Raw genomic sequence first — 26,367 nt, 5'->3', positions numbered from 1 at the left:
TCATGTGCACATGCGGGTGGTGGGTCATGGCCGAGCCCCAGGTGTGCAGCACGGACGTGATGCCGATCCTGGCGCCGAGGTGCTTCGGATCTGCGGCGATCGTCAGCATGGTCTCGGCCGAGGCCTTGAACAGCAGATCGTAGACGATGGCCCTGTTGTGATAGGCGATGTCGGCGATCCGAGCCGGCACCGTGAACACAATGTGATAATACGGCACCGGCAGCAGTTCGGCCTCGCGGTCGGCGAGCCACTGCTTCGCCGCGGCGCCCTGGCACTTCGGACAGTGCCGGTTGCGGCAGGAATTGTAGGCGATGGTGGTAAAGGCACAGTCCTCGCAGCGCGCGACATGGCCGCCGAGGGCTGCCGTGCGGCAGCTCTCGATCGCCGACATCAACTTCAACTGGTCGAGGCTGACATGGCCGGCATGGGCGTGACGCCATGCCGGGCCATGGCTGCGGAAGATATCCGCAACCTCCAGAGCCGGGCGCGACACAGGTGCCCGGCGTCAGCCGGGCGGCCGCGCCTCCTTGAGCTTGAGAGCGATGTGCTCCAACGGGCTCATGACCTCGCTGATGGTCTTGGTAGCGACGCGGGTGTAGAGCGCGGTGGTGTCGAGCTTGGCGTGGCCGAGGAGCACCTGAATGACGCGCACGTCGACGTTCTGCTCCAGAAGGTGAGTAGCGAAGCTGTGGCGCAATGTGTGCAGCGACACGCGCTTGTTGATCTCCGCCATCTGCGCGGCGGCATGACAGGCACGATTGAGCTGGCGCGTGGTCATTGGCTGGGCCGGATCGCGGCCCGGGAACAGCCAGCCTAGCGGCCGAGCCATCTTCCACCAGGCCCGTAGCAGCGCGAGCAGGCTGGGCGACAGCATGACATTGCGGTCCTTGCCGCCCTTGCCCTGCTCGACGCGGATGATCATCCGCTTGCTGTCGATATCGGAGACCTTGAGCGAGACGACCTCGTTGGCACGCAGCCCGGCACCGTAGGCCACGCTGAGAGCCGCCTTGTACTTCAGCCCCGGCGCGGCATCGAGCAGCCGCGCTACCTCCTCCACGCTCAGCACCACCGGCAGCTTGCGCGGCTCGTGAATGAACTGGGTGTGCTCGACGATATCGTGGCGCTTCAAGGTGACTTTGAAAAAGAACCGCAACGTCGAGATGGCTTGGTTGATGGTCGGCACGCCAGCGCCGCCCGTCGCCAGATGCAGCTGATAACGACGCACGTCCTCGAAGGTCGCCAGATCGGGCGATTGCCCGAGAAACAAAGCGAAATGCTTGACCCGTTGAATGTAGTCATGTTGGGTCTTGGCTGCGAACTTGCGGATCGTCATGTCTTCGATCATGCGCCGGCGTAGCGGGCTTACTGCCTCGTCGGTCATGGGGATGCTCCTGTCTTGGGTGAGATTGTTGCAACACCTCAATCTCAAGACAGGACGCCCCGTTGCGCTATCGTCTTAGCCGTGCCGCCAGCCGCGGAAAGCTACCGCGCGAGCGGTTTAGTCCTTTGACCGAATGCGGTCGTCGCGGAACGCAGGCAAGCGATTGTGATCATCAGGCGATAATCAAGCATCGCCTGCCTGGCCTGCCACGGGGAATGAGATGACTGGCGAAAGCCTTGCGGCAGCAGGCAATACAGAAGTCCCAGCATACCTTGCGCTAATCGAACATGGATGTTCGGTTGATCGTATCAACAAGGACGGTGAGGAGCGCCGGATCGCGAAGAAAGGAGCGCTCCAGCTTGTGGCCAGCTGTCCGTTAGAACTCCTCGGTCTGTCGCTGTTGAGAAGCGAACGTGGGCCACGTTGGCAGGCAAGCGATAGCGAGATTGATGAGTTTTTACAGCGGCGCTCGGGCCTGCGCAGGGAAACAAGGGGCTCCCCGAAGCAGACGAAGGCTTGGGAAGCTTCGCAACAGCCGAACCGTCGTGGTGGGCCCGAGATTGACCGGAGCGCAATGACGTTCGTGGTGAGCTCCTAACCAGTGTTTCTGACCGCCTCAGCCAAAATGGCGTAAAGCTGCTGCCTGTTGAACTCCTTTGGCGGCTGGCTCTCTGCTGTATTCGACGCCACCTTCCGCGCGACGGGACGGGCGCGGGCTGCCGACGACGGCGTCAGCTTCGGGGCCGGCCTTATCTGGGGCCGAGCTGTGGGCGGCTTGTGGCCTCGCTTGAGTCCCAAACGGTTCAACATACCGCAGACCGCGTTACGGCTGCAGCCGAGGTGTCGCGCAATCTGCGCCGCGCTCTGTCCTGCGGACCAGAGCCTTTTGAGAAGCGCTATGTCTTTCGCATCCCAGCCCATGGTAGATATTATAACGCTGACTGCCAGAGACGGGCTAGTCTAGTCTTCGTCCGGCTCGCGCACGACCGCCGGTTCGTCAGCATCATCTTCCTCGTCTTCGTCTTCGTCCTCCTCGTCCTCGTCGGGATTCCTGGGTGGCATCACGCTGCGCGTCAGCATCAGTAGTGTCCGGCCGATCGCTGCAGTGGAAAATGCTTCGCGGGTGTGTTGCTTCATGTCCGTGTGCTCCTTGAAAACATATGCGCAGTCGCAAAGTCTTTGCCGGCAAACGCCGGTGCCAGGGCACGATCACCGCAAACGTGATGCGGGTCAGGTTGACTGCATCATCAGCGGGCGGCAGGCCATACAGCAGGCAGGGTTTTCGGCTACTTGATGCCTGAAGACCCATTAGGCTCTATGTTTACCAAAACCTCGCCGGCAGCGATTTCAGGAACCCCAAGATCGAGGTCAGGTAGACTGGCTTGAACAAATGCCAGTATCTTGGCGTTCGCCGCGTTGGCACTTTCGCGATCGTCAAAAATCATCACCGCGATACCGACGCCGTCGCCCGCATCCAGCACATGGTAAGATCTGAATCCCTGCGATTGCCTTAGGATCTCGCCAACGCCGCTCCTGGCGCGACGAGCGGCGTCCGCTACCGAACGAACCTTGCTGTACTTGCGAATGACCATGTACATGGGCCACCACGCACCCTTTTTCCAACAGGAGCCATCCTCGCCCGAGAAGGGGCGAGGTGCTGAGGCTCAGGAGCCCTCGAACTTGAACGATACGTTGAGCTTGGCGCGATAGGCCTCGACTTTCCCCTTGTCATCCAGTTGCATATCGAGCTTGACCACCTCTGCAATGCGAAGATCTCGCAGAGATCGAGCAGCTTGCTCGACCGCATTAGCGGCCGCCTTCTCCCACGAGTCGGTGCTGGTACCGACCAGTTCTATGACCTTGTAGACGCTGTCGGGCATATTCGTCCTCCTAATCGGTAGGGCAGGAAGTCTAGCACCAGGATCTTGACGCTGATACGTCTCGGGAATGCCGGGGAAAGGGTCCGACTGGCTGTCACTTTCCTGTTCGGTCCGATGGTTTCCGGATCAGGACCTCGCACCCGTTGAACAGGTATTTGATTGGGGTGTCCCGCTCGACTTCTCGAAACTCGGCCACTTGCACCACAACTGAGCGATGCCGAACGATCGCCCGTCATTGCAGCGACCAAGATAAGCGGAGTTCATTGCACTTTGACCCATAGAAAGTCGGCCCCGAGAAATTGGTACGCCAACGCGTCCAATTCCAGACAATTCGCTCCGCAAAAACGAGCCGTCTGGCCCGCCCTGTTGCACCATAGGTCGTGCTCATTGTGCAATCTCCGGATTCCGCAACTTGGCCGGCACGCGCATCAGCGTCGCGGTGCAATCCTCCAGATCGAGTAGACAGCAACGGAGAGGATGACGACCGAAGCCGATCAGACCCGCAAATGCATCCGGTTGGATTATCGCGCTGACAATCCGACTGATGCCTGCTTCGCAACGATTGTAGCCGCCGTCACCTTGGAGCGCGGAGCCAAGACTGCGATCTGATGGGGGGAGGGCGGACATGCCGTTGAGCATAAGCGTTGGCGTGGGCGCCTGCTCCTCAACCTTCGTCCCTCCTATCAAGGCGACTTGGTGTGCCGTGATCGGGAAGGCCGCAAGTTCAAACGTTGGAAGCTCCGCAGCCGACGCTCTGGCTATCGTGAGGAGAGCTGCAATAGCTCCGATCGAAAATAGCTTCTTCATGGAAATCTCCTACGCAAAGAAATATTCGCAGCACGACTTCCGCGTTTACTTTAGTTGGGGTCTCCGGTGCCCCCTGTGAGCCAGTTCACGTTTCGCATCGAATTCCGATGCAAGTTATCAGCGAAGCATGGCCCAACGTGTCGCACGTGGTGCTTGGTCGGATACCGCCGAACGGAAACGGTCTTCGCTTACTCGTGAAGTGCAGTAGCGCTGACCTGTTAAATTCGTAATGCGATTGAACTATGGGAAATCCGCCGGGACCCATAAGTGAACGGGCTAACACAACGCCCGCGGCGCTTACGCGTAAGGTGATCCTGGAATTTGCAGTATCCCAAATCGGAGAGGAAATCCCAAGCACTCACAGAACCAAATTCAAGGAGTTTTCCTATGGATTATTTTAGTGAGGATTCCGCCCACGTTACCAAGCCGTTTTCACTAGACCGAACTGCCGCCAGAACTCACGAAGACAGGATCACCCACAGGCGCTGGGCGAGAGCTGTCCTAGCCTTGTACGCTGTCTTGTTCTTCGCTGGCGCTGTCGCGATTGGTCTCCACCAGAGCATGATTATGTCGGGTGGCATGGAACAACACGCCACCTTGCGCGACGACAATCGATCAGCTCACTAACAGTCATTTCACCACACACACCATCGCCTCGTCTCAGCACGCCCATCGAGCAAAACTGGAAGGACTTAGGTCATGGCAGCTAAAGCATATACTCACGCGCCGTCAGCCCAGCTAACACGGGATTACGACGGACGGATTATCGCCGGCTACTGCGTCCTGGGGATTATCGCCCTGGCTGCGCTATATTTTGCGGCAGCTGGTCCGGGAAGTGGCGGGGCTGCTCTTGCTCTCATGGTGGCTATGCCTTGATTTGACAGCGCACGATGCGAGGGCTCTTAATACTCCTTGTCGTTTTCGCGCTGATGTTGGCGGCGCGCGGCCAGCATCAAACTGATTTCTTGCCGCGCGCGACGGCGCCTATGCCGCCAGTCAACGTGCCCTAGCTTTAACCCCATGTCGCCTCCTTGAAGTGGCTGAAAGCGCGGCGTCCCTGCCGGTGAACCCCCGGTAACCTGCGACTTAGGTGGTGCGCCCATGACGAAGGCGAGATACTTCGAGATCGGGGTGGACTGCCTCGAAATCATCGCGGTGTTGCTTGCGCTCCTTTTGGCCGTGTACGTCTCCATCTGGGCCGGCCTTCTTCTGCTCGGGGTGCTCCTCCTGGGATTGGTCTCGCTGATTTGCAACTATGATGCCTGGATCGTGCGACGTCTATCGACGCTGGAAAACCCGCTGATCTTGCCGCTATGCAGAACTGGATTCGTTGGCAGGCACCGGCGAATGCTGAGGCTGCTCCCGTCAGAGCCGCGATGTAGGTTCTGCATGGTGCCGTTCGGTGGCCTGGGCAAAGTGTTCGGCATCAGGCCGTCGCCGCCCAACCCAAACTACTGCCGGAGCTGCTTCGAAGCCTTGCCGACAACAACTCATGAGCTGAAAGTCGGAGTGCTTTTCGCCGACCTACGTGGGTTCACCTCGTGGTCCGAGACCCACACCTCGAGCGCCGCAGCTGACTTGGTGAGCCGCTTCTACGCGAGAGCTAATCGGGTGCTCACCTCCGATGACGCCTTGGTCGACTTCATAGGTGACCAAGTCATGGCTATCTACCTTGTCGATATGCCCTCGCTCGGCGCGCGAACGGCGGACATCATGGTCGCAGCGACGAGACGGCTGATCCAGGCCGAGGGGAAGGTCACGGAGTCGCTGCCGGTTGGTGTCGGGATTCATATGGGCAAGGCGCAAGTTGGCTCCCTGGCCACAGGAGGATCGAAGAATTTTACAGCTATCGGGGACGTGGTGAACACGGCTGCACGCCTGCAGAGTGCGGCCAAAGCTAATGAGATTCTAATTTCCGAGACGGTTTACGATGCCCTTTCTGAGAAGAAGCCGCAGGCAGACCGCACAACTTTGGAACTGAAAGGAAAGGCCGAGCTGCTGACAGCCTTTATCTTGCGTTAGCCGCCACCTGGCCGGATCAATCCGCCGTGCGGCTGCGGCATTGCTATGGCTCCTTTGGCTGCAAACCAGAATCTTAAGTTGCAAGTCTTCGAATTAGCGTCGCCGCTGACGTGGACACAATTGCCCCGAGCGGTAGGCCCGTCGCGGACCTCTTGTGAACCAAGCCGCTCTACCTTCGTTCACTCTTGAATGGAGAAGGGAGTGCAAACCCCGTTGCGATGCCATGCCAACATCTAAGTCGGATTCACGACGTTTGTTTTGAAAATCTTTGGGAACGATCGGTCGCCCTGTCTATTTGCCATCATCACCGACGGCCCTCCAGCCGCAGGCGTTGCTGGCCGAGAGAGCACTCGCAGTAATCGTTGAAGTAAGCAGCGAAAAGGTCGCGGCCCGGCGATCGATAAAGCTGAGGAGGCGAGGCGATTCGGTGAAATCGACCGCATGTCGTCCCGGTGCCAACCAGCAGCCTCGTGCAGGCGCTGATTTGGCTGCGCAGCGGTCGAGCCCGCCGACGAACACATCAACCGCACGCACTGGATTTTGTAGCGGAGGACATGCGCTGAATGCGCGTCCGCCGCCCAAATATCGCAAGCCTTAGGCCGCGCCTTCCTCGACCGCTGGAGCCAACCTCGGCGTGGAAACCAGCGCGGCGAAGGCCCCGAGCAGCGGGATGGCGATAAAAAGCGCGACGGCTGCGACGTTGAAGGCGATGCCCGCACTGCCGGCGCGGTGCGCGAAGACGCCCGCGATCGGCGGCAACGCCAGCATGCTGCCGTAGAACGCGGAGAAGTAGATTCCCATTCCGACCGCGCGCGCCTGGACGGGAAGCGCCCATGTCGGCAGGCTGGCGAAGGTCGCACCGGACAGGCCGGCCACCAGCCCCAGTGCTGCGAAGATGAGAAGGTCGTGGTCGGACATCGGAATGGCTGCCATCCCGAGCGCGGCGAGCAGGAGGGACGCGGCAGCGATCCAGATGCCGGCACCTCGCCGGATCGCAAGCGCGCCGCCGAGTGGGATGGCCGCGATGGTGACCCACAGCGCGACGCTGACGTGAGAGGCGGCGATTTCGGCCGTATAGCCCCTCTCGGTGAGAAGCAGCGGACCGAACGCAAACGCATTGGCGAAAGTGGCGTTGGCGGTGCCGGCGACGAGGCCTGCAATGACCACGGCGGCCGTGACGGCCGCGCCTGGGAAGGCCGCGGACAACGGCACGACCGGCCGCGCCTGCTTGGGCAGCGCGAACAATAGGATCAGCGCCATGAGGGTCAGGATCACCATTGCCATCGACGCGCCGATCAGCCCGAACTTGTCCGCGATCGGCGGCAACGCGACCAACGCCAGCGCTATCCCGCACGGCCACGAGCCGGCGAACGCCGCCATCGCAAGGCCGAACTGCCTCCCAGTGAATAGATCGGCGATCATCTTGGTGCCGGCGATGGTAAACACCACCGCCCCCGTGCCCGCGACGATTCTGGCCAGCAGGCGCGCGTTCCAGTCGCTCGACAGATCGACGACGGCGCCGGCGAACATCAGCGCCGCGCACAGCAGAAGCGTCGTTCGTTCGCCGAGCCGTTGGACCACTATTCCGCCGGGAAGCGCAACCAGGACGCTAGGTGCCAGATAGGCGCCGACCAGGATGCCGAGCCGGGCGTAATCGAGGCCCTCCGCTCGAAGCAGCGGGCCGAGCGCTCCGACGCTTTCGAACTGCATGCCCATGACGCAGCGCACTGTGAAAAGCAGCGCCAGAATTCGCCATTTCGATTCCACGTGGCCCCCCGGTCCAACGATTGCATCCGGCCAGTGTCACGTCGAAGCTCCCGCGAAGCAAGCCGCGATCTCGGCTTGACCCAAGAATCTAAGCCCAAACATCGAAAACTACGGGGCAACCCGGTTCCAATCGCATGGGTTGAGCAGACTTCAGTCGGCCAGCGGCCTATGACACAGGCCCCGCCGTGTGCCGTCACGCGAGCCACCGGGTCCGCGCGAAGCGCGGCCCCGGTGGCTCGCAATGACGATGTGGAGGCAGGTCGCCATCACTCCTGCGCCTTCTCCGGTCCCTCATAGGCGATGCCACGAATGACGGCGGCATTGCCGAACTTCTTGCGCAGGCTGTCCACCGCACGCTCGGCATGCGCGGCGCGGCGGTCGAGCATGTCGGTGTCGTCGGCGGGCGAGCCGTCGCGCAGGGCGCTGACGCCGGCGCCCATCAGGCGGAAGGCGGTGCCGTCGATCTCTTTCGCCAGCATATCGCGGCAGATCGAGAAGATCTTTGCGGCAAGCTGCGTCGGGGCTGCGATCGACTGCGAGCGGGTGCGTTGGCGGAAATCGGCGGTCTTGAGCTTCAGCGTGATGGTCGAGCCGGCAAGCTCGCTGCTTTTCAGCCGCGATGATGTCTTCTCGCACAGCCGCCACAGGATCTTCTCCAGCGTTGCGAAATCGCGGATGTCGGTCTCGAACGTCGTTTCGCTGGAAATTGTCTTGGCGCCGCGATCGGCCTCGACGCGGCGATCGTCGATGCCGCGCGCGAGCCGCCAGAGCCGGCGGCCGTCGCTGGGAAACAGCCGCATCAGCTCGATCGCGTCGGCCTTTTGCAGATCGGCAATGAGGCGGAAGCCGCGCTGCATGAGACGTTCTTGCGTTGCGGGGCCGACGCCGAAGATGAAGCCGACCGGCTTCTCGGCCAGCATGGTCCGCGCTTCCTCCTGGTCGAGCGCGGCAAAGCCGCGCGGCTTGTCGAGATCGGAGGCGATCTTGGCCAGGAACTTGTTGCAGGACAGGCCGACCGAGACGGTGATGCCGACGTCGCGTTCGACCTCGCGGGCAAAGCGCGCCAGCACCTTTGCCGGGATCATGCCGTGCACCCGCTCGGTGCCGGAGAGATCGAGGAAGGCCTCGTCGATCGAGAGCGGCTCGACCAGCGGCGTCAGCGCCTGCATGGCCTGCCGCACCTCGCGGCCGACGCGGACGTACTTCGTCATGTCGGGCGGGATCACGGTCGCATGCGGGCAGGCCTCCAACGCCTTGAACATCGGCATCGCCGAGCGGACGCCATAGGTGCGCGCGATGTAGCAGGCCGCCGAGACCACGCCGCGTTTTCCGCCGCCGATGATGACGGGCTTGTCGGCGATGTCAGGATTGTCGCGCTTCTCGACCGTCGCATAGAAGGCGTCGCAATCGACATGGGCGATGGTCAGCCCTGCAAGCGCCCGGTGGCGGACGAGGCGGGGGGAGCCGCAGGCGGAACAGCGCCGCCCGCCCATATCCTGATCGGCCAGACAATCCCGGCAGAAACAGCGGGGCCCGGCCGCCTCCAGGGCGGTCACGGCACGTCGCGCTCCCAGGTCCGGTCGCCGAGCGCATCGCCCAGCACCTGCCGCGCTGCGGCAACGTTGGTCGGATGCAGGCCCACAGCCTTGGCAAAGGCCTTGACGGTGTCGTCATCGCGCAGCACGAAATCGAGCACGCTGAGCAGGAAATGCGGGTCCGAGGCGGCATTCCGGAGCGTCTCCGGACCGACCCCTGTCTCGGCCAGGAACAGGCCCAGCCTTTCAGGCTCGCCGGCGACGAAGGACAGCGCCTGAATCGCAACGATTTCAGCGACTTCGCGGGGGTTGTGAACAGGCTTTTTCACGGGCCCGGTTTGCCTTTCCGTTAACTTTCGGTGTCTACTTTGGACTATGCCCGAGTCTCGAGACTGAGTCTTTATGTTGAGGCTTGGGCGTGAGCCTTGCGGCCCCAGACAAGCAACTGGAAACCACATCGCAGAAAGTGGCCGCTCGGGTTTAACCAAACTCAAGCGACTCTGGGGCTAGTTTGAATCCAGTTTTCGAAGCGCCGGAAAGCGGCGCCTGAGGCGTTACCATGCACCGGTCGTCGGGACCAAACAGGAGGGCGGGATGGCCAAGACCGTCCTGATCGTGGAAGACAACGAGCTCAACATGAAGCTCTTCCGCGACCTGTTGGAGGCGCATGGCTACCAGACCTCCGGCACCAGCAACGGTTACGAGGCGCTCGACCTCGTGCGCAAGATGCGGCCCGACCTCGTGCTGATGGATATCCAATTGCCGCAGGTCTCGGGGCTCGAGGTGACGCGCTGGATCAAGGACGATCCGGAGCTGCGTTCCATTCCCGTCGTCGCGGTCACGGCCTTCGCGATGAAGGGCGACGAAGAGCGCATCCGCGAGGGCGGCTGCGAAGCCTATTTGTCCAAGCCGATCTCGGTCGGCAAATTCATTGAGACGGTCCGGCGTTTTATCGGGTAGGGAGTGAGTTTCGGTGTCCGCGCGTATCCTTGTCGTCGATGACGTTCCCGCCAACGTCAAGCTCCTCGAAGCCCGTCTGTCGGCCGAATATTTCGACGTGATGACCGCCTCGAACGGCACCGAGGCGCTGGCGCTGGCCCGCCGCGCCGAATGCGACATCATCCTGCTCGACGTGATGATGCCCGACATGGACGGCTTCGAGGTCTGCCGCCGCCTCAAGACCGATCCGGCCACCCACCACATTCCCGTCGTCATGGTCACCGCGCTCGACAGCCCGGCCGATCGCAATCGTGGTCTCGAGGCCGGCGCCGACGATTTCCTGACAAAACCCGTCTCCGACGTCGTGTTGATCGCGCGCGTGCGCTCGCTGACGCGGCTGAAGATGATGACCGACGAGCTGCGCATGCGCGCCATCACCTCGCTCGAGATCGGCATGCAGGCGCCCGAGCGCAGTGCCGTCGCCGATACCGGCAAGGGCGGCCGCGTCCTGCTGGTCGACGATCGCGAGTCGTCCTATCAGCGGCTGGCGTCGATCCTTGCCGCCGAGCACACCGTCGACGTCGAGCCCAATCCGACCGAAGCGCTGTTCCATGCGGCCGAGGGCAATTACGACCTCCTGATCGTCTCGCTCGATCTGAACAATTTCGACGGCCTCAGGCTTTGCAGCCAGGCCCGCTCGCTGGAGCGCACGCGCCACGTGCCGATCCTGGCGATCGCGGAAGCGGAGAATTCGACCCGGCTGCTGCGCGGCCTCGAGATCGGCGTCAACGACTATCTGCTGCGCCCGCTCGACAAGACCGAGCTGCTGGCGCGCGCCCGCACGCAAATTCGCCGCCGCCGCTACACTGATCACTTACGCGACAACGTGCAGAATTCGATCGAGATGGCGATCACCGATGCGCTCACCGGCCTGCACAATCGCCGTTACATGGAGAGCCATCTGGCAACGCTCGCCGAGCAGGCCGCGACGCGCGGCAAGCCGCTGGCGCTGATGATTCTGGACATCGACTATTTCAAGTCGATCAACGACAATTTCGGCCATGACGGCGGCGACGATGTGCTGCGCGAATTCGCGGTGCGCGTGCGCAAGTCGATCCGCGGCATCGATCTGGCCTGCCGTTACGGCGGCGAGGAGTTCGTCATCGTGATGCCGGAGACCGATCTGCACGTCGCCGGCATGGTTGCCGAGCGCCTGCGCCGCTCGATTGCCGGCGAGCCGTTCACCGTCCACAAGGGCACCAAGCGCGTCGAGGTGACGATCTCGATCGGGCTGACCACGCTGGAGCAGAAGGGCGAGGCGGTCGCCGACGTCCTCAAGCGCGCCGACATGGCGCTCTACCGCGCCAAGCATGATGGACGCAATCGCGTGGTGTCGCACGCGGCGTGAGACGGCGAGGGGCGCGCTGCGCGCCACATCCACCGGCGTCGTCCTGGCGAAAGCCATAACCACAGGAAGTGGTTGTAGCGCGAAGCTGGCAACTCCGAGTATTCGCCAAACTTCTCCCTGTGGTTATCGCGGATCACCATCTCGCGGGACGAGCCGCCAGTTTCCGCAGTTCTTCGAGGAGCTTGATCGCTGGCGCGGGTAAGATGCCCTGTCTTCGTTTGAAAGCCGTCAGCGTTCTTGCGCTTGTGGCTCCAGGGATGTTCAGGGCGTCCACCATGCGAGCGCGGCGCTCGGCGTCGTAGATCGATTCCGGCATCCAGCCAAGAAAGCCCGAGCGGGCGATCAGGCTCTTCAGGACGAGGGTTGACCTGGTCTCGACAACGATGTTGGGCAGCCCTAGACCATGGGTGCGGAACACCCGCAGCAAATCCTCGTAGGGCGCGGTGCCGCGTGGCGTGATCGCCCATTGCTCCGTCATCGTATCTTCCAGTGTCAGCTTCCGCTTGCTGCGCAGCGGATGACGGGTGCCGGCGACCACGTGGCTCTGATCCTGCCAGCGGCAATCGGCGAGGGCTTCGATCTCATCGAGCGTCTCGGTCGCGGCACCCAATGCGAGATCGATCTCATTCTTGACGAGGGCCTCCGCAAGCCGGTCCCACACGCCTTCGATCACGAAGACGGTGAGGTTGGGCCACTTCTTCAGGACGGCGCTGATCGCCAGCGGAAGAATGAGGCTCGCGATGTTGCCGACGGCGCCGACGCGAATTGTTCCCTTCGCAAGTCCGCGCATCGCATTGATTTCTTCGGTCGCGTTTTCGGCCTCGCGCAGCAGCAGCGTTGCATGTGGAAGCAGGGCGCTGCCGACGGCCGTCACTTGCATCCCCTTGGAATGACGCTCGAACAGCGGCGCACCAACCTGCTGCTCGAGGCGACGTACAGTGCGGCTGAGCGCAGGCTGCGTAATGTGCAGCAGGTCCGCGGCACGACCGAGGCTGCCGGCCGAGACGATCGTCATGAACGCGTTCAACTGTCGCAAATCGAAGGTCATGCACAAAGGTAATGACTTTGCCGTAAAAAGGCAATTTCAAAACAAGTCTCCGCTTTCCATAGTTCGCGCCGGCCGGACGAAGCCGCCAACAACGCCGTCAAGAACATTTGGAAACGCCTATGCAGGAAGCCATACGCTCTGCGACCGACCGTGCGCGCTCGCAGGCCACGCACCTCACTGTTCGTGACGCCGTCTGCGACCTGATGCGCCGGCTCGGCATGACTACGGTGTTCGGAAATCCGGGGTCGACCGAATTGCCGCTGTTCCGGAATTTTCCGGACGACTTTCGTTACATTCTAGGCCTGCAAGAAGCCGTCGTGGTCGGAATGGCCGATGGCTACGCGCAGGCAACCCGCAATGCCGCGTTCGTCAACCTGCATTCGGCGGCCGGTGTCGGCAACGCGATGGGAAACATCTTCACCGCGTTCAAGAACCGCACGCCGATGGTGATCACGGCTGGTCAGCAGGCACGCTCGATGCTGGCCCTTGATCCGTTCCTTGCCTCGCGCGAGGCGACCGAGCTGCCAAAGCCATACGTGAAATGGAGCATCGAACCTGCGCGCGCCGAGGATGTGCCGCACGCGATCGCGCGGGCCTACTATCTAGCAATGATGCCGCCGCGCGGGCCGGTGCTGGTGTCGGTCCCGGTCGACGACTGGGATCGTCCGTCGGAATATCTGCCGGTCCGCCTCGTCAGTCAGCAGATCCGGCCCGATCCCGATGTTCTCGACCAGATCGCCCGGGCCCTCGACGGCGCGACGAGCCCGGCCTTCGTCGTCGGCGGTGCGGTCGACCGCGACTCGGCGTTCTCTGAAGTGGTCCGTCTGGCGGAAGCTCACAATGCCCGTGTCTTCGTGGCGCCGATGTCCGGCCGGTGCAGCTTTCCCGAGGACCATCGCCTGTTCGCCGGCTTCCTGCCGGCCATGCGGGAGAAAATCGTCTCTCTGCTCAAGGGCGCGGACCTCGTCTTCGCGATCGGTGCTCCGGCGTTCACGTATCACGTCGAGGGCTTCGGGCCACACGTGCCTGCCGGCGCCACGCTCGTCCAGTTGATCGACGATCCCCAAACCGCGACGTGGACGCCGCAGGGCATGGCCGCCGTCGGCAGCATACGGCTCGGGCTCATCGATCTGCTGGAACGGGCGAAGCCGCCTGCGCGTCTCGCGCCTCCACCGCGAGCGGCTGCGCCGCAGGTCCAGCCGACCGCTCCGCTATCGACGGCCTATCTCTTCCAGTCGCTCGCCGAGCGGCGACCGGCCGAGAGCATCATCGTCGAGGAGGCGCCGAGCGCGCGGCCGGTGATGCACGCTCATTTGCCCATTGTCCGCAGCGAAGGCTTCTACACCATGGACAGCGGCGGACTCGGCTACGGCATGCCGGCGGCCGTCGGCGTCGCCTTGGGAAAGCGGGGCACGCGGGTGATCGGCGTGATCGGGGACGGCTCGAGTCTCTACTCGATCCAGTCGGTCTGGAGCGCGGCCAAGCTCTCGCTGCCGATCACCTTCGTGATCGTCAACAATGGCCGCTACGCCGCGCTGCAGGATTTTGCTCCGTCGTTCGGCTTTGCCTCGCAAGAGCCAGTTCAGGGCACCGATCTGCCGGATCTCGACTTCGTGGCGATTGCCAAGGGAATGGGCTGTCCCGCAGTCCGCGTCGACAATGCCGAGGCGCTGCATGCCGCGCTGGACAAGGCCTTTGCCTCGGATGGGCCGATGCTCATCGACGTTGAGGTCGACGATCGCCTGGCAGCAAAACAAATCGAGAAGGAAGGGGAGAAAACCATGAACACGATTTCCATGCTGATCGACGGAGAGCCGCAGCAGGCTAGCCATGGCGCAACCTTCGAACGGAAGAACCCGCTCAATTCGACCGTTGCGACACGGGCTCCTGCGGCGACTGCGGCCGATGCAGTTGCGGCGGTGCGGGCCGCCGCACGCGCATTTCCGTCCTGGTCTGCCATCGGCCCCTCCGAGCGGCGCGCGCTTCTGACCAAGGCTGCGCATTGCCTCGAAGCCAAGGCCGATGCCTTTGCGGCGGCGATTGCCGCGGAGACAGGCGGGTCGGCGCTATGGAGCGGCTTTAATGTCCATCTTGCCGCCGGCATGCTGCTCGAGGCCGCCGCCATGACGACGCAGATCGGCGGCGAGATCATTCCGTCCGACGTGCCTGGGAGCCTGGCGATGGGCGTGCGCCGTCCGGCCGGCGTTGTCCTCGGCATGGCGCCCTGGAACGCACCGGTCATTCTCGGCGTGCGCGCGGTCGCATGGCCGCTCGCCTGCGGCAACACAGTGGTGCTGAAGGGCTCGGAGCTTTGCCCGGCGACGCATGGTCTCATCGTCGAAGCGTTGCGGGAGGCGGGCTTTCCCGCCGGCGTCGTCAACTACGTCACCAATGCGCCGAAGGATGCCGCCGCCGTCGTCGAGGCGATGATCGCCGAGCCCTCGGTTCGCCGCGTCAACTTCACCGGCTCGACCCGTGTCGGCAAGATCATCGCCGGCGTCTGCGCCAAGTACTTGAAGCCCGTCGTGCTCGAGCTCGGCGGCAAAGCGCCGCTCGTGGTGCTCGACGACGCCGATCTTGACGCCGCGGTCAACGGCGCCGCCTTCGGCGCGTTCGCCAATTCCGGGCAGATCTGCATGTCCACGGAACGGATCATCGTGGACGAGAGCATTGCCGATGTGTTCGTCCAGCGCTTGGCCGATAAGGCCGGCAAGCTGCCGGTCGGTGACCCCAGGAAAGGCCCGGTGGTGCTTGGCTCCGTCGTCGACATGGCGACGGTCGCTCGCTGCAACGAGCTGATCGACGATGCGCTCGCCAAGGGCGCGAAGCTGCTCTGCGGCGGCAAGGCGGACTCGACGCTGATGCCGGCCACTCTGCTCGACAACGTGACGGCCGACATGCGGATCTACAGCGAGGAATCCTTCGGTCCCGTCAAGCCGATCGTTCGCGTCAGGGGCGAGGAGGCCGCGATCGTCTGCGCCAACGACAATGCCTACGGATTGTCGTCGGCCGTATTCACCACGGACTCCGCCAGAGGCATGCGGGTGGCGGCGCGGATCGAATCCGGCATCTGCCACATCAACGGTCCGACCGTGCATGATGAGGCCCAGATGCCGTTCGGGGGTGTCAAGGACTCTGGCTTCGGGCGCTTCGGAGGCAAGGCCGGCATCGCCGAGTTCACCGAGCTGCGCTGGATCACCATGCAGACCTCCCCACGTCACTATCCGTTCTGAACAGAAGGCGAGAGATCATGAATCTCACGGGTGCACGCGCAGCGAATGCAATCGACGTCGGCCAGTTGCTCGACGAGGGTCCCTTCACGGCGTTCCAGAAGATCGCGGTCCTGCTGGCCGCGCTGTCGATCGTGATGGACGGGTTCGACGGTCAGCTCATCGGATTTGCGATTCCGGTGATCATCAAGGAATGGGGCGTCACTCGCGGGGCGTTTGCGCCGGTGGTCGCTGCCGGCCTGGTCGGCATGGCGATCGGCAGCGCATGTGCGGGATTGTTCGCGGACCGCTTTGGCCGCCGCTGGGCGGTGATCGGCAGCGTCCTTGTATTCGGCACCGCGACTTGCGCGATCGGCCTTGCGCCGGATCTCCTGACGATCGGCTGCCTTCGTTTCGTCGCCGGGCTTGGCATCGGCGGTGCCTTGCCGACCTCGACGACGACGACCGCGGAGTTCACGCCGCTCCGCCACCGCACTTTGGCGGTGACGGCAACCATCGTCTGCGTGCCCCTGGGCGGGATGCTCGCGGGCCTGTTCGCCAGCGCCGTGCTCCCGGCCTTGGGCTGGCGTGCGCTCTTCTTCATCGGCGGCTCGCTGCCGCTGATCCTCAGTCTGCTGCTGGTGTTGGGCCTGCCGGAATCGCCGCGCTTCCTGGTCCGCCGCTCGGCGCGCTGGGCGGAACTGTCAGGCTTGCTCGCGCGCATGTCCCGGACGATCCCCGCGGACGCGACGTTCAGCGACAGGATCGAACAGCGCGCGGAGCAGCGCAAGGGACTGGCCGCATTGTTCGAGACGGGGCTTGCTCGCGACACCATTGCGATCTGGTGCGCGTTCTTCATGTGCCTGCTCGCCGTGTATAGCGCCTTCAGCTGGCTGCCGACGATGCTGACCTCGGAGGGCCTCGACGTGGCGGTGGCAGCTTCCGGGCTGACCGCCTACAACATGGGTGGCGTATTCGGCGCCTTGTTCTGCGCTGTCGCCATTGCACGCTTCGGGTCTCGCTGGCCGCTTCTGGCATGCTGTATCGGCGCGACCGCAAGCGCTCTCGTCATCCAGCAGCTCGGCACGAAGGACCACACGTCATTGTTGATTGCCGGCCTCGGCGTGCACGGGCTGTTCGTCAATGCGGTGCAGTCGACCATGTTTGCGTTGTGCGCCTATGTCTATCCGACGGCCGTGCGCGCAACCGGGACGGCGTCGGCGCTCGCCTTTGGCCGATTTGGTGCGATCCTGAGTGCGTTCGCGGGAGCTGCCGTGATCACTTCGGGAGGTGCGTCGGCCTATCTGCTCATGCTCGGCGGGGCCATGATCCTGGTCTTCGTCGCGCTTGCGGCCGTCAGGCGCCACATTCCGCCGCTTGAGAGGCCTCAAGCCGCCGCTGTCGCAATTCCGGCGAGCGATCTGCAACGATCATGATCGAGACAATGCAACGCAGGGACACCCTATGATGTCGAAACCTCGATGGCGGTACGAACTAGAATACAATGTTCTGACGGGATGATCTCTGCTCGGGTGTTGCGCTCGGCTATTCGCACAAACTCGGCTGTCATCCCCCGCGACCCGGCTACGCCAAGGCTTCGCCGGGGTTGAGGTCTAGGGGCGCCGAAGCTTTAGCGTAAGCGGCAGGCGGGGAATCCAGTACGCCGCGGCGTCTCGGTTCAATCACAACTGCCTCTGGAATACTGGATCACCCGCTTTCGCGGGTGATCACCGAGAGGTGCGGCGATAGCGGTTATTGGGATGACCGCTTGCCCTTCACCGGCTTCGCATCGCCACCCACATCCACGCCGGCATTCCGCAGCAACACCTTGGCCGCTTCCTTCGCCGCGCGCGCCATCGCGGGATCGTCACGCACTAAATCCTGGGCGATCGAGCCATCGACCAGCAGCACGAGCTGCGTTGCGAGCGCATCCGCATCGGCGACGCCGAGCTCGGTCAGTCGCTCGCGAAACCAGACGCGGCGGCTTTCCTTGAAGGCGATGGCGATCTTCTTCACGGCGCGGTCGGTGGGGCCGAGCTCGGCGACTGCGTTGACGAACGGGCAGCCGCGAAAATCCTTCGCTGCAAACCGCCGCTCCAGCGAATCGAAGGTCGCGAGGATCTGCTCGGCCGGCGGCTTGTCGGAGGGGCGGGCGCTGACGAAGCGGCGCTCCAGATAGGCCGCGATCAGCGCATCCTTGGAGGGGAAGTGATTGTAGAGCGTGCGCTTGCTGATGCCGATCTCGGCCGCGATGGTATCGACGCCGATGGCGCGAATGCCTTGCAGATAGAACAGCCTGTCGGCGGTCTGAAGGATCCTTTCCTTCATGTCGGATTTTTCGGCGGACGGCATAACACAGACCTGTGTAACAAGCACCTTGACAGCGCCCGTTACCTATAGACTAATTACACAGGTCTGTGTAACCAAAATCAACCGGTCATGCAGATGCCGGCGCGCGGCCAGCGCCCATGAGGGAGAACAAAAATGCCCCTGTTGCAGGTCCTGCGTCCGACATTGCCGATCCTGATCGGCGCCTCGATCATGCTGACGCTGAGCATGGGGCTGCGGCAGTCGCTCGGCATCTTCATGCCGCCGCTGACGCACGACATCCATCTCTCGGTGTCGGATTTCACACTGGCCCTTGCCGTGCAGAACCTCGCCTGGGGCTTCCTCCAGCCGCTCGCCGGGGCGATGACGGTGCGCTACGGCTTCCGCCCGATCATGATCGCGGGCGCGCTGATGTACATCGCCGGCCTCGCGCTGATGGCCACGGCGAACGGGCTCGTCAGCATCATGATCGGCGCGGGCGTGCTGATCGGCACTTCGCTGGCCTGCACCGCGGCTGCGATCGCGATGTCGGTGGCGGCGCGCGCGGTGCCCGAGACGGTGCGCTCGACCGTGCTCGGCATCGTCTCAGGCGCCGGCTCGCTCGGTGCGCTGCCGTCGGCGCCGGTCGGGCAGATGCTCAACGAGGGTTTTGGCTGGCGCATTGGCCTTGCCGGCTTTGTCGTCATGTCGGTGCTGATGATCCCGGCAGCGTGGTACGCCGGCCGCGTCGATGCCATTCCGCTGCCAAAGCCTGCTGCCGACGATATCGGCGATGCCACGGCCGCCTCCGTGACGAGGGCGGCGTTCGGCAACGCCTCCTTCGCGGTGATGACCTGCGCCTATCTCGTCTGCGGCATGCAGCTCGTATTCCTCACTACCCATCTGCCGTCTTATCTCGCCATCTGCGGGCTCGATCCGATGCTGAGCGCGCAGACGCTCGGCATGATCGGCGGCTTCAACGTGCTGGGTTCGCTGTTCTTCGGCTGGGCCGGCCAGCGCTGGAACAAGCTGGCGCTGCTGGGCGCGATCTACCTGCTGCGTTCGCTCGCGCTGGCCTGGTACTTCATGCTGCCGGCAACGCCGTTCTCGACGCTGCTGTTCGGCGCCATCATGGGCTTCCTGTGGATGGGCGTCGGCCCGCTGGTCGCCGGCGCCGTCGCCGAGATGTTCGGCCTGCGCTGGCAGGCGATGATTCAGGGCTTGGCCTTCATGAGCCACCAGATCGGCAGCTTCCTCGGCGCCTACGGAGGAGGGCTGATCTATGACACGCTCGGCTCCTACTCCATGGCCTGGCGCATCGGCGTCGCGCTCGGCCTTGCCGGCGGCATCGTCCAGATCGCATTCGCGCTGATCAAACCGACCGCGCCGCCCTTGCTGCGAACCGCGTAGGCATCATCAGCCGCTGCTCATCCGTTGGGCGATGCGCACCTCTGTGAAGCAGCGCGTGGCGCGGCTCCCGCACAGCAGCAAACTGGAATCGAAGCGCATTCAGCAGCTTGATTGAATCGTTCCGATGGTGCGAATCTTGCATCTCCTTTCGCCTGGAATTGGAACCGCGTCTAACGCTTTCCGATCCGGCGACAAGGGAAAGGCCGATAAGCCATGAGGCTGGTCGATGCCAGTCTCCAGACATCGACGCTCGACGACCTCATCGCGCCGAGCCTCGATCATTTTGCCCCGAAAATCCGAGCCGATCACGCTGGCGCTGTCGCTCCGGCGCGAATGATCGTCCCTGCGGTTCCATGCAAACAATGCCCGGAAGCCAATCTCTTGCGATTGATCTCTTGAGACTTGGGAGGACGATGATGGAGTCGAGAACATCCACGCGCCAAAGGCTCGTGACACTGGTGGTCGCGCTGTTGGGAATTGCGCTTCTCTACCTCGCCCTCGGCGAGGTTGCGCTCGCCGAGGATGCGGCCCCGCCCGCCTGCGGCGGCAAGATCCTCGAAAAGTGCACGCCCAATTCCGGCGACACCGCCTGGATGCTCACCTCCGTTGCGCTGGTGCTGATGATGACGGTTCCGGGGCTTGGGCTGTTCTATGGCGGCATGGTGCGCAAGAAGAACGTCGGCGATACCGTGATGACCAGCTTCGCGGTGACCTGCCTCGTCACCATCCTGTTCGCGATCCTGACCTACAGCCTGGCCTTCCGCGCCGGCACGCCGTTCATCGGCGGGTTGGACCGCATGTTCCTGAGGGACATCCTCAGCGACATCGGCAAGGGCGGGATCGGCAATCCCAATCCGCTCGCGGCGACGATTCCCGAAAGCGTCTACATCTGCTTCCAGATGACGTTCGCGATCATCACGCCGGCGCTGATTGCAGGGGCGTTCGCCGAGCGGATGAAATTCTCCGCGATGCTCTGGTTCATCGGCCTGTGGGCGATCTTCGTCTACGCGCCGATCGCGCATTGGGTGTGGGGCCCCGACGGCATCTTCTCGTCCGGCAACGACGCCGCCTGGGTCAAGGTGCTCGATTTCGCCGGCGGAACCGTCGTGCATATCAACGCCGGCGTCGCGGGCCTGATGTGCGCCATCATGCTCGGGAAGCGCAAGGAAACGGGACCGGCGCACAACATGGTGCTGACCTTCATCGGCGCCTCGCTGCTGTGGGTCGGCTGGTTCGGCTTCAACGCGGGCTCCGCGGTGACGGCAGGCATGCAGGCCGGCATGGCGATGCTGGTGACGCAGATCGCAACGGCGGTCGCCGGCTTCACCTGGATGCTGGTGGAGTGGTCGCTCAAGGGCAAGCCGACGGTTGTCGGCATCTGCTCGGGCGCGGTCGCGGGCCTCGTCGCCATCACGCCGGCGTCCGGTTTCGTGGGCCCGGTAGGGGCCTTCGTGATCGGCATCGCGGCCGGCGTTCTCTGCTACTGGGGATGCACCGGGCTCAAGGCCATGTTCAGCTATGACGACGCGCTCGATTGCTTCGGCGTCCATGCCCTCGGCGGCATCGTCGGCGCGCTGCTCACCGGCGTCTTTGCCGTCGAGCAATATGGTGGCACCGCGGGCGTGCTGGAAGGAAATCCCGGCCAGTTCGTCAACCAGTGCATCGGCGTCGCTACCGTCTTTGTTTACGACGCCGTCGTCAGCCTGATCATCCTCTCCGTGATCAAGCTGTTCGTCGGTTTGCGGGTGTCGGAGGATATGGAGCGCGACGGTCTCGACCTCGCACTGCATGGCGAGGTCGTGCACTAGCTGCGGTAGTAGCGCCACATCCGCAGGAAGGTGCGATGGATCATGTCCGGCGGCTGATCGAACGGCTCGACATTGATCCGTACCATGTTGGTGTGGCTCATCCGCCAGGGCAGGCGCATCAGCCAGCGCCAGGACGGTTGCTTGCGCCAGTCGGCCACGAGCGCGCTGGTGAGCGGTGCGTTCAGCACGATCTGGAGTTCATGCACCGTCATGGCGCGCTCGGCGATCTCGACGAGATCGATGCGCTCGATGGCGCGCCACCGGATCAGGCCGAAGGCCTGGATGAAGATGCCGTATTGGTTCGCGCCGATCGTGGGCCGGCCGGTCTCGAGCAGCGGAATGTTGTAGTAGGTGAACCCGGCCGCGAGTGCCGCGAGCGCAAGCCAGTAGATCGCGCCGGTGAGAAGCGCAGCCGTGCAGAAGATCGCGGCGAGCGCCGCCGTGACGTAGACCGGAAAATAGGTATCGTTGCGGCCGTAAGCGACCGAATAGCCACCGACATGTCCCTCGTCCAAGGCTGCGATCATGGACGTGGAGGCTACGACCATTGGTGGCAAATAAAAACGGGGTCGCGAGGGCGCAGGGCCGCAAAACGGCCATTCGACCGCTGCGCCTCACACATATTGCTCGGCGAGCCAGCCGCTCAGAGGACTGGTGGACCGAGCCAGGCTGTCTCGCATTGCGGTCCTGTCGAGCGGCACGCGACAGAGAGAGACGTCGACGACACCGTTGATCTCCTCAAGGACCGCATATTCCGCATGAGCGAGGATCGTTGGACGCGCTCCCGCAACGTAATCCCTAAAGGGCATGCCAACGCTGCCGACGTTCAGGACAAGGCGACCTCGGTGCTGTCGCAGCATCTGGACGTGGGTATGGCCGCCGGCCATGACACTCGCCTGCCGCTCTCCGAGAAGCACGTCCAATTGCTCTGGAGGGGTGGTCGCAAGAATGTCTTCGACGTTTGAGCGGGGTGACCCGTGGTAGAGCAGCATCGCGCCCAAGCCCAGCGGAAGCTCGGCAACGGGCTTGAAGGTCCTGAGATAGTCGAAACTCCCGCTCGACAGTTGGTCCCGGCACCAGTCGATGGCATCGATGACAGCTGAGGCCTGCGTGTAAGTCTTGACCAGTCCGGGCTCCAGCAGGAAGGCATCATGATTGCCCATGATGCATGGACAATTCAGCTCGATCAGGAGGTCAACACTTCTTTGCGGGGATGGTCCCAGCGTGGCCACGTCGCCGAGGCAAACAGTCTGATCGACGCCGCGCCGCTTGATGTCGGCCAGCACGGCACGAAGAGCTATTTCGTTGCCGTGGATGTCGGAGAGCAGTGCGACCCGCATCGCGCCCTTTGTCGCCGAAGCCGGCTGTCTGGATGGACTTTGGTAAAATATATCAAGAGCTGCGGAAATCCCCAAGCACAACCTTGAGCCGACTTAGTCTGTAACCTGCTTTTCGAGTTCGCGGCGAACCTCCTCCACCACGCTGGCCCAGTCGCCGCGCGTTGTCTGCCTGAACAGCCGCATCGATCGATACCACGGGCTGTCGTCGCGTTCGAGCAGCCAGCGCCAATCCGGGTTGAAGGGCAGCAGCGTCCAGACGGGCGCGGCAAGCGCGCCGGCGAGATGGGCAACGCTGGTGTCGATTGTGATCACCAGATCGAGACAGGAGATCAGCGCCGCTGTTTCGCTGAAGTCGGTGAGATGCTCCGTAAGGTCGACGATGTCACGGCGTTCGGCGAGGAAGGCGCGGTCCTGATCGCGAACGCCTTTTTGCAGGGAGACGAACTGGGCGTCGCAATCCAGCAGCGGCGCGAGTGTGTGTAGAGTCATCGATCTGTTGTGGTCGTTCTTGTGGTCAGGGTTGCCGGCCCAGACCAGGCCGACGCGGAAGCGATCGTGAGCGCCAAGCCGCTGTTCAAGCCGGTCTTCCCACGCTGTCATTCGCGTTGCCGGCGGCGCAGGAACGTAGCCTTGTGCGAGCGGGACGGTGTCGAGCCGCGTCCCGAATGCGAGCGGCAGCGTTCCCAGGGGGCAGTGCAAGTCGAATTCCGGCATCGAGGAGCGGCCGATGCATTCTGCGACCCCTTCGATGCCGCCCAGAAGCTGTTGGATCGGAGGCTCGACCTCGAGAATGACGCGCGCGCCTGATGCTGCCACCATAGGCACATAGCGGGCGAACTGGATCGCATCGCCCAGCCCCTCGTCGGAGTGCAGCAGGATGGTCTTGCCTGCGAGCGGCTGGNCTGGTCGCCACGCCAAAGGGCTTGCGAAAATCCGCGATCGACCAGGCCGATTGAAGGCAGCCGCCAACGCGCCTCGCGCGCAAGCCAGCCGTGCGCGAAATCGCCAGTGAGGAGCTGAAGCGTCGCCAGATAGAACAGCGTCTGCGCATCATCAGGTGCGGCGGCGAGCGATTTGCGCAGGGTCGCAAAGGCCTCATCCAGCATTTGCAGATGCAGCAGGACCACGGCCTTGTTGTTGAGCACGGCGTGGAAATCCGGGCGGAGCGCGAGCGCGCGATCGAAGCAGGCAAAGGCCTGTTCCAGCCGGCCAAATCGCCAATGCAAGAGGCCGAGATTGTTGTGCGTCTCCGCAAGGTTCGGATCGAGCGCGATGGATTTTTCGTAGTCGGCCTCTGCTTCGTCGAAGCGGCCCAGCGCCGAGAGACAAACGGCACGCATCTGATGCAGGGCCGCGGAACTTCGGTTCAGCCTCTCGGCGATGTCGAAGCATCTTACGGCTTCCGCATGCCGTTCGAGCTCAAGCAGCAGCATGCCGCAATTGTGCGCGGCTTCCCAATAGTGCGGATTGAGCTTCAAGGCCTGCAACAGGTGCTGCGCCGCTTCGTCCTTGTGCCCGAGGTGCCAGAGCAGGTTGCCGAGGTGATTCCACAGGCCGGCATCGCCGGGCTTCAGGCTCAAGGCATGGCTGTAGTGGTGCCGTGCGTCCTCGAGCCGTCCCCGTCGCTCCAGCACCGTGGCGAGGCTGAGGAGATACTCGGCCTTCGGCGCTTGCCGGACGGCTCGGCCGATCCATTCCTCGGCGGCGTCAGGCTGCTGCGCGTGAAAACAAAGCGCACCCAGGAGATGAAGCGCATCCGGGTGCTGCTCATCCAGTGTCAGCGCCTGCTGGCAGCACAGCTCGGCCTCGGCGATTCGCCCCGAACGAAAATGCGCAAAGCCGGCCTGGCAGAGTGCGGCCGGCGAGGTTCTTCCGGTTTGTTTGGCCGCCGCGGCCCGGCGCTGTCTGCGATTCATGAATGGTTGGAGCGTGGAAGTCGGATCCACTCTAACCACGCCAGGATTTCGCGAGGCTGGCGGTGTGCTGCGCGTCCCGGACAGCAGAGGGGCGCGTGCTGTCACCCCACGCTCCGTCATTGCGAGCCAACGGGTCCGCGCCAAGCGCGGCCCGATGACAGCCTCCCGAAGCAATCCAAAGTCTTTCCGCGGAGGGATTCTGGATTGCTTCGCTGCGCTCGCAATGACGTGTGGAGAGGGTTGGGCCAAATGAAAACGGGGCCCGATAGGGCCCCGCAAAAGTCTTCAGCGTTCCGAGATCTTACTTGATCTTGGCTTCCTTGAACTCGACGTGCTTGCGCGCGACCGGGTCGTACTTCTTTTTGACCAGCTTGTCGGTCATGGTGCGCGAATTCTTCTTGGCGACGTAGTAGAAGCCGGTGTCGGCCGAGGACACGAGCTTGACCTTGATGGTGACCGCTTTGGCCATGTTCTGAACCTCAGAAAATCAGGGGAATCTGGAGCCGGCCAAACGGCCCGCGTTGGCCGGCAACCTAGCCAGAAACCGGGGGAAGTCAAGGATTTAGGGCCGCAAAACCACTCAAATCGGGCCGATTAAGCCTCGAAGAAGCGGTTTTTCGGCCGCGGCAGGCCCAGATTCGCCCTCAAAGTGGCCCCTTCATACTCTTTGCGGAAAATCCCGCGCTTCTGCAGCTCCGGGACCACCTTGTCGACGAAATCGTCCAGGCCGGCGGGCAGGAACGGGAACATGATGTTGAAGCCGTCCGAGCCACGCCCGACCAGCCATTCCTCCATCTGGTCGGCGATGGTCTTGGCCGTGCCGACGAAGGACAGCCCGCCATAGCCGCCGACACGCTGGGCGAGCTGGCGCACCGTGAGCTTGTCGCGTTTGGCGAGGTCGACCATGCGCTGGCGGCCGCTCTTGCTGGCGTTGGTCTCGGGGATCTCGGGGAGCTGTCCATCGGGATCGAAGCCGGAGGCGTCGGTGCCGAGGATGACGGACAACGAGGCGATGGCGCTGTCGTAGTGCACGCGGCTGTCGAGCAGGGCGCGCTTCTCCTTGGCCTCGTCGACGCTGTCGCCGACCACGACGAAGGCGCCAGGCAGGATCTTGAGATGTTCGGGGTCGCGGCCGATCTTCTCCATGCGGCCCTTGATGTCGGCGTAGAGCTTCTGCCCGTCGGCGAGGCTGCCGCCGCCGGTGAAGACGGCTTCCGCGGTCTCGGCCGCGAGCTGCTTGCCGTCTTCCGACGCGCCGGCCTGCACGATCACGGGCCAGCCCTGCACCGGGCGGGCGATGTTGAGCGGGCCGCGCACCTTCAGATATTTGCCGACGTGGTCGAGCACGTGCATCTTCGACGGATCGAAGAACAGCCCGCTCTCGACGTCGCGCACGAAGGCGTCGTCGGCGAAGGAATCCCACAGGCCGGTGACGACGTCGTAGAATTCGCGGGCGCGCTTGTAGCGCTCGGCGTGCTCCATGTGGTCGTCGAGGCCGAAATTGAGCGCGGCGTCCGGGTTCGAGGTGGTGACGATGTTCCACCCCGCGCGGCCGCCGCTGAGATGATCGAGCGAGGCGAAGCGGCGGGN

General features: G+C 63.3%; 24 protein-coding genes and 2 pseudogenes. 8 read left to right on the top strand and 18 right to left on the bottom strand.

The window, feature by feature from the left end:
- The 7 genes from AOQ71_RS34230 to AOQ71_RS46740 all read right to left on the bottom strand — a co-directional run.
- The coding region (locus tag AOQ71_RS34230; RefSeq protein WP_162268295.1) for an IS91 family transposase at positions 1 to 493 on the bottom strand (493 nt) is incomplete at its 3' end.
- 12 nt (positions 494 to 505) lie between these two features.
- Positions 506 to 1,381, bottom strand: a complete 876-nt coding sequence (locus AOQ71_RS34225; RefSeq protein WP_205668180.1) for a tyrosine-type recombinase/integrase — start codon at positions 1,379 to 1,381, stop codon at positions 506 to 508.
- 594 nt (positions 1,382 to 1,975) lie between these two features.
- Positions 1,976 to 2,302 carry a GcrA family cell cycle regulator gene (locus AOQ71_RS34215; protein ID WP_057756607.1) on the bottom strand — a complete coding sequence of 109 codons (327 nt, stop codon included), beginning with the start codon at positions 2,300 to 2,302 and terminating at the stop codon, positions 1,976 to 1,978.
- 39 nt (positions 2,303 to 2,341) lie between these two features.
- Entirely contained in the window at positions 2,342 to 2,518 is a 177-nt protein-coding gene (locus AOQ71_RS46465) for a hypothetical protein (protein ID WP_167354012.1), read from the bottom strand.
- Positions 2,519 to 2,667: 149 nt separating this feature from the next.
- A complete protein-coding gene (locus AOQ71_RS34210; protein WP_057756604.1) occupies positions 2,668 to 2,979 on the bottom strand; it encodes a hypothetical protein in 312 nt (103 codons plus the stop codon).
- 66 nt (positions 2,980 to 3,045) lie between these two features.
- Complete coding sequence (locus AOQ71_RS34205; RefSeq protein WP_057756602.1) at positions 3,046 to 3,261, bottom strand: dodecin family protein; 216 nt, start codon at positions 3,259 to 3,261, stop codon at positions 3,046 to 3,048.
- 384 nt (positions 3,262 to 3,645) lie between these two features.
- The gene (locus AOQ71_RS46740) at positions 3,646 to 4,068 is read right to left on the bottom strand and encodes a hypothetical protein (RefSeq protein ID WP_057756600.1); all 423 of its coding nucleotides are present in this window, start codon (positions 4,066 to 4,068) and stop codon (positions 3,646 to 3,648) included.
- 1,101 nt (positions 4,069 to 5,169) lie between these two features.
- Here AOQ71_RS46740 and AOQ71_RS34190 point away from each other — a divergent pair.
- Positions 5,170 to 6,090 (top strand): adenylate/guanylate cyclase domain-containing protein, encoded by a 921-nt coding sequence (locus AOQ71_RS34190; RefSeq protein ID WP_057756595.1) that lies wholly within the window; start codon positions 5,170 to 5,172, stop codon positions 6,088 to 6,090.
- Between the two features lie 594 nt (positions 6,091 to 6,684).
- Here the strand turns inward: AOQ71_RS34190 and AOQ71_RS34185 are convergent.
- The 3 genes from AOQ71_RS34185 to AOQ71_RS34175 all read right to left on the bottom strand — a co-directional run bounded on the left by AOQ71_RS34185 (position 6,685) and on the right by AOQ71_RS34175 (position 9,721).
- The gene (locus AOQ71_RS34185; protein WP_157083751.1) at positions 6,685 to 7,857 is read right to left on the bottom strand and encodes an MFS transporter; all 1,173 of its coding nucleotides are present in this window, start codon (positions 7,855 to 7,857) and stop codon (positions 6,685 to 6,687) included.
- 266 nt (positions 7,858 to 8,123) lie between these two features.
- Positions 8,124 to 9,413, bottom strand: coding sequence for a DNA polymerase IV (locus AOQ71_RS34180; protein WP_057756591.1), 1,290 nt, complete (start codon positions 9,411 to 9,413; stop codon positions 8,124 to 8,126).
- On the bottom strand, positions 9,410 to 9,721 hold the full coding sequence (locus tag AOQ71_RS34175; RefSeq protein ID WP_057756589.1) for a DUF3572 domain-containing protein: 312 nt from the start codon (positions 9,719 to 9,721) through the stop codon (positions 9,410 to 9,412). Before AOQ71_RS34175 ends, AOQ71_RS34180 begins: the two co-directional genes overlap by 4 nt.
- 265 nt (positions 9,722 to 9,986) lie before the next feature.
- On the opposite strand from AOQ71_RS34175, the gene AOQ71_RS34170 reads away from it, so the two are divergent.
- Positions 9,987 to 10,352, top strand: a complete 366-nt coding sequence (locus tag AOQ71_RS34170; protein WP_008130064.1) for a response regulator — start codon at positions 9,987 to 9,989, stop codon at positions 10,350 to 10,352.
- A gap of 13 nt (positions 10,353 to 10,365) precedes the next feature.
- Positions 10,366 to 11,739: a PleD family two-component system response regulator gene (locus tag AOQ71_RS34165; RefSeq protein ID WP_057756587.1), complete on the top strand. Its 1,374-nt coding sequence runs from the start codon at positions 10,366 to 10,368 to the stop codon at positions 11,737 to 11,739.
- 133 nt (positions 11,740 to 11,872) lie between these two features.
- Here AOQ71_RS34165 and AOQ71_RS34160 read toward each other — a convergent pair whose 3' ends face one another.
- The gene (locus AOQ71_RS34160) at positions 11,873 to 12,787 is read right to left on the bottom strand and encodes a LysR substrate-binding domain-containing protein (protein WP_057756585.1); all 915 of its coding nucleotides are present in this window, start codon (positions 12,785 to 12,787) and stop codon (positions 11,873 to 11,875) included.
- 119 nt (positions 12,788 to 12,906) lie between these two features.
- Between AOQ71_RS34160 and mdlC the strand changes: the two are divergent.
- The 3 genes and pseudogenes from mdlC to AOQ71_RS34145 all read left to right on the top strand — a co-directional run.
- Positions 12,907 to 14,511, top strand: a pseudogene (gene mdlC, locus AOQ71_RS46735) (benzoylformate decarboxylase); the annotation flags it as partial.
- Positions 14,512 to 14,568: 57 nt separating this feature from the next.
- The gene (locus AOQ71_RS46730; RefSeq protein WP_057756789.1) at positions 14,569 to 16,020 is read left to right on the top strand and encodes an aldehyde dehydrogenase; all 1,452 of its coding nucleotides are present in this window, start codon (positions 14,569 to 14,571) and stop codon (positions 16,018 to 16,020) included.
- Positions 16,021 to 16,037: 17 nt separating this feature from the next.
- Positions 16,038 to 17,432: an MFS transporter gene (locus AOQ71_RS34145; RefSeq protein WP_057756583.1), complete on the top strand. Its 1,395-nt coding sequence runs from the start codon at positions 16,038 to 16,040 to the stop codon at positions 17,430 to 17,432.
- A gap of 316 nt (positions 17,433 to 17,748) precedes the next feature.
- On the opposite strand, the gene AOQ71_RS34140 is transcribed toward AOQ71_RS34145, so the two are convergent.
- A complete protein-coding gene (locus tag AOQ71_RS34140) occupies positions 17,749 to 18,324 on the bottom strand; it encodes a TetR/AcrR family transcriptional regulator (protein ID WP_057756786.1) in 576 nt (191 codons plus the stop codon).
- A 156-nt stretch (positions 18,325 to 18,480) separates the two neighbouring features.
- On the opposite strand from AOQ71_RS34140, the gene AOQ71_RS34135 reads away from it, so the two are divergent.
- Positions 18,481 to 19,713 (top strand): MFS transporter, encoded by a 1,233-nt coding sequence (locus AOQ71_RS34135; RefSeq protein WP_057756581.1) that lies wholly within the window; start codon positions 18,481 to 18,483, stop codon positions 19,711 to 19,713.
- A gap of 413 nt (positions 19,714 to 20,126) precedes the next feature.
- Positions 20,127 to 21,521 carry an ammonium transporter gene (locus tag AOQ71_RS34125; RefSeq protein ID WP_057756577.1) on the top strand — a complete coding sequence of 465 codons (1,395 nt, stop codon included), beginning with the start codon at positions 20,127 to 20,129 and terminating at the stop codon, positions 21,519 to 21,521.
- Here AOQ71_RS34125 and AOQ71_RS34120 read toward each other — a convergent pair.
- The 6 genes and pseudogenes from AOQ71_RS34120 to AOQ71_RS34095 all read right to left on the bottom strand — a co-directional run.
- Positions 21,518 to 22,048: a hypothetical protein gene (locus AOQ71_RS34120; protein ID WP_057756575.1), complete on the bottom strand. Its 531-nt coding sequence runs from the start codon at positions 22,046 to 22,048 to the stop codon at positions 21,518 to 21,520. The two genes, AOQ71_RS34125 and AOQ71_RS34120, sit on opposite strands and share 4 nt — an antisense overlap.
- A gap of 87 nt (positions 22,049 to 22,135) precedes the next feature.
- Positions 22,136 to 22,936, bottom strand: coding sequence for a metallophosphoesterase family protein (locus AOQ71_RS34115; protein ID WP_205668283.1), 801 nt, complete (start codon positions 22,934 to 22,936; stop codon positions 22,136 to 22,138).
- Positions 22,937 to 22,954: 18 nt separating this feature from the next.
- Positions 22,955 to 23,350: a glycosyltransferase family 9 protein gene (locus AOQ71_RS49065; RefSeq protein WP_245317317.1), complete on the bottom strand. Its 396-nt coding sequence runs from the start codon at positions 23,348 to 23,350 to the stop codon at positions 22,955 to 22,957.
- Between the two features lie 413 nt (positions 23,351 to 23,763).
- On the bottom strand, positions 23,764 to 24,777 hold a 1,014-nt coding region (locus tag AOQ71_RS45610; protein ID WP_205668282.1), incomplete at its 3' end, for a tetratricopeptide repeat protein.
- Positions 24,778 to 25,078: 301 nt separating this feature from the next.
- Positions 25,079 to 25,246 (bottom strand): 50S ribosomal protein L33, encoded by a 168-nt coding sequence (rpmG, locus tag AOQ71_RS34100; RefSeq protein ID WP_057756569.1) that lies wholly within the window; start codon positions 25,244 to 25,246, stop codon positions 25,079 to 25,081.
- Between the two features lie 125 nt (positions 25,247 to 25,371).
- Positions 25,372 to 26,366: pseudogene (locus AOQ71_RS34095) on the bottom strand (LLM class flavin-dependent oxidoreductase); the annotation flags it as partial.
- Position 26,367 lies beyond the last annotated feature (1 nt).

Origin of the sequence: Bradyrhizobium manausense (genome assembly GCF_001440035.1) — a bacterium.
Classification (GTDB): Bacteria; Pseudomonadota; Alphaproteobacteria; order Rhizobiales; family Xanthobacteraceae; genus Bradyrhizobium; species Bradyrhizobium manausense.
The sequence above is the reverse complement of the archived record's forward strand: the minus strand, read 5'-3'. Positions and strand labels throughout refer to the sequence as shown.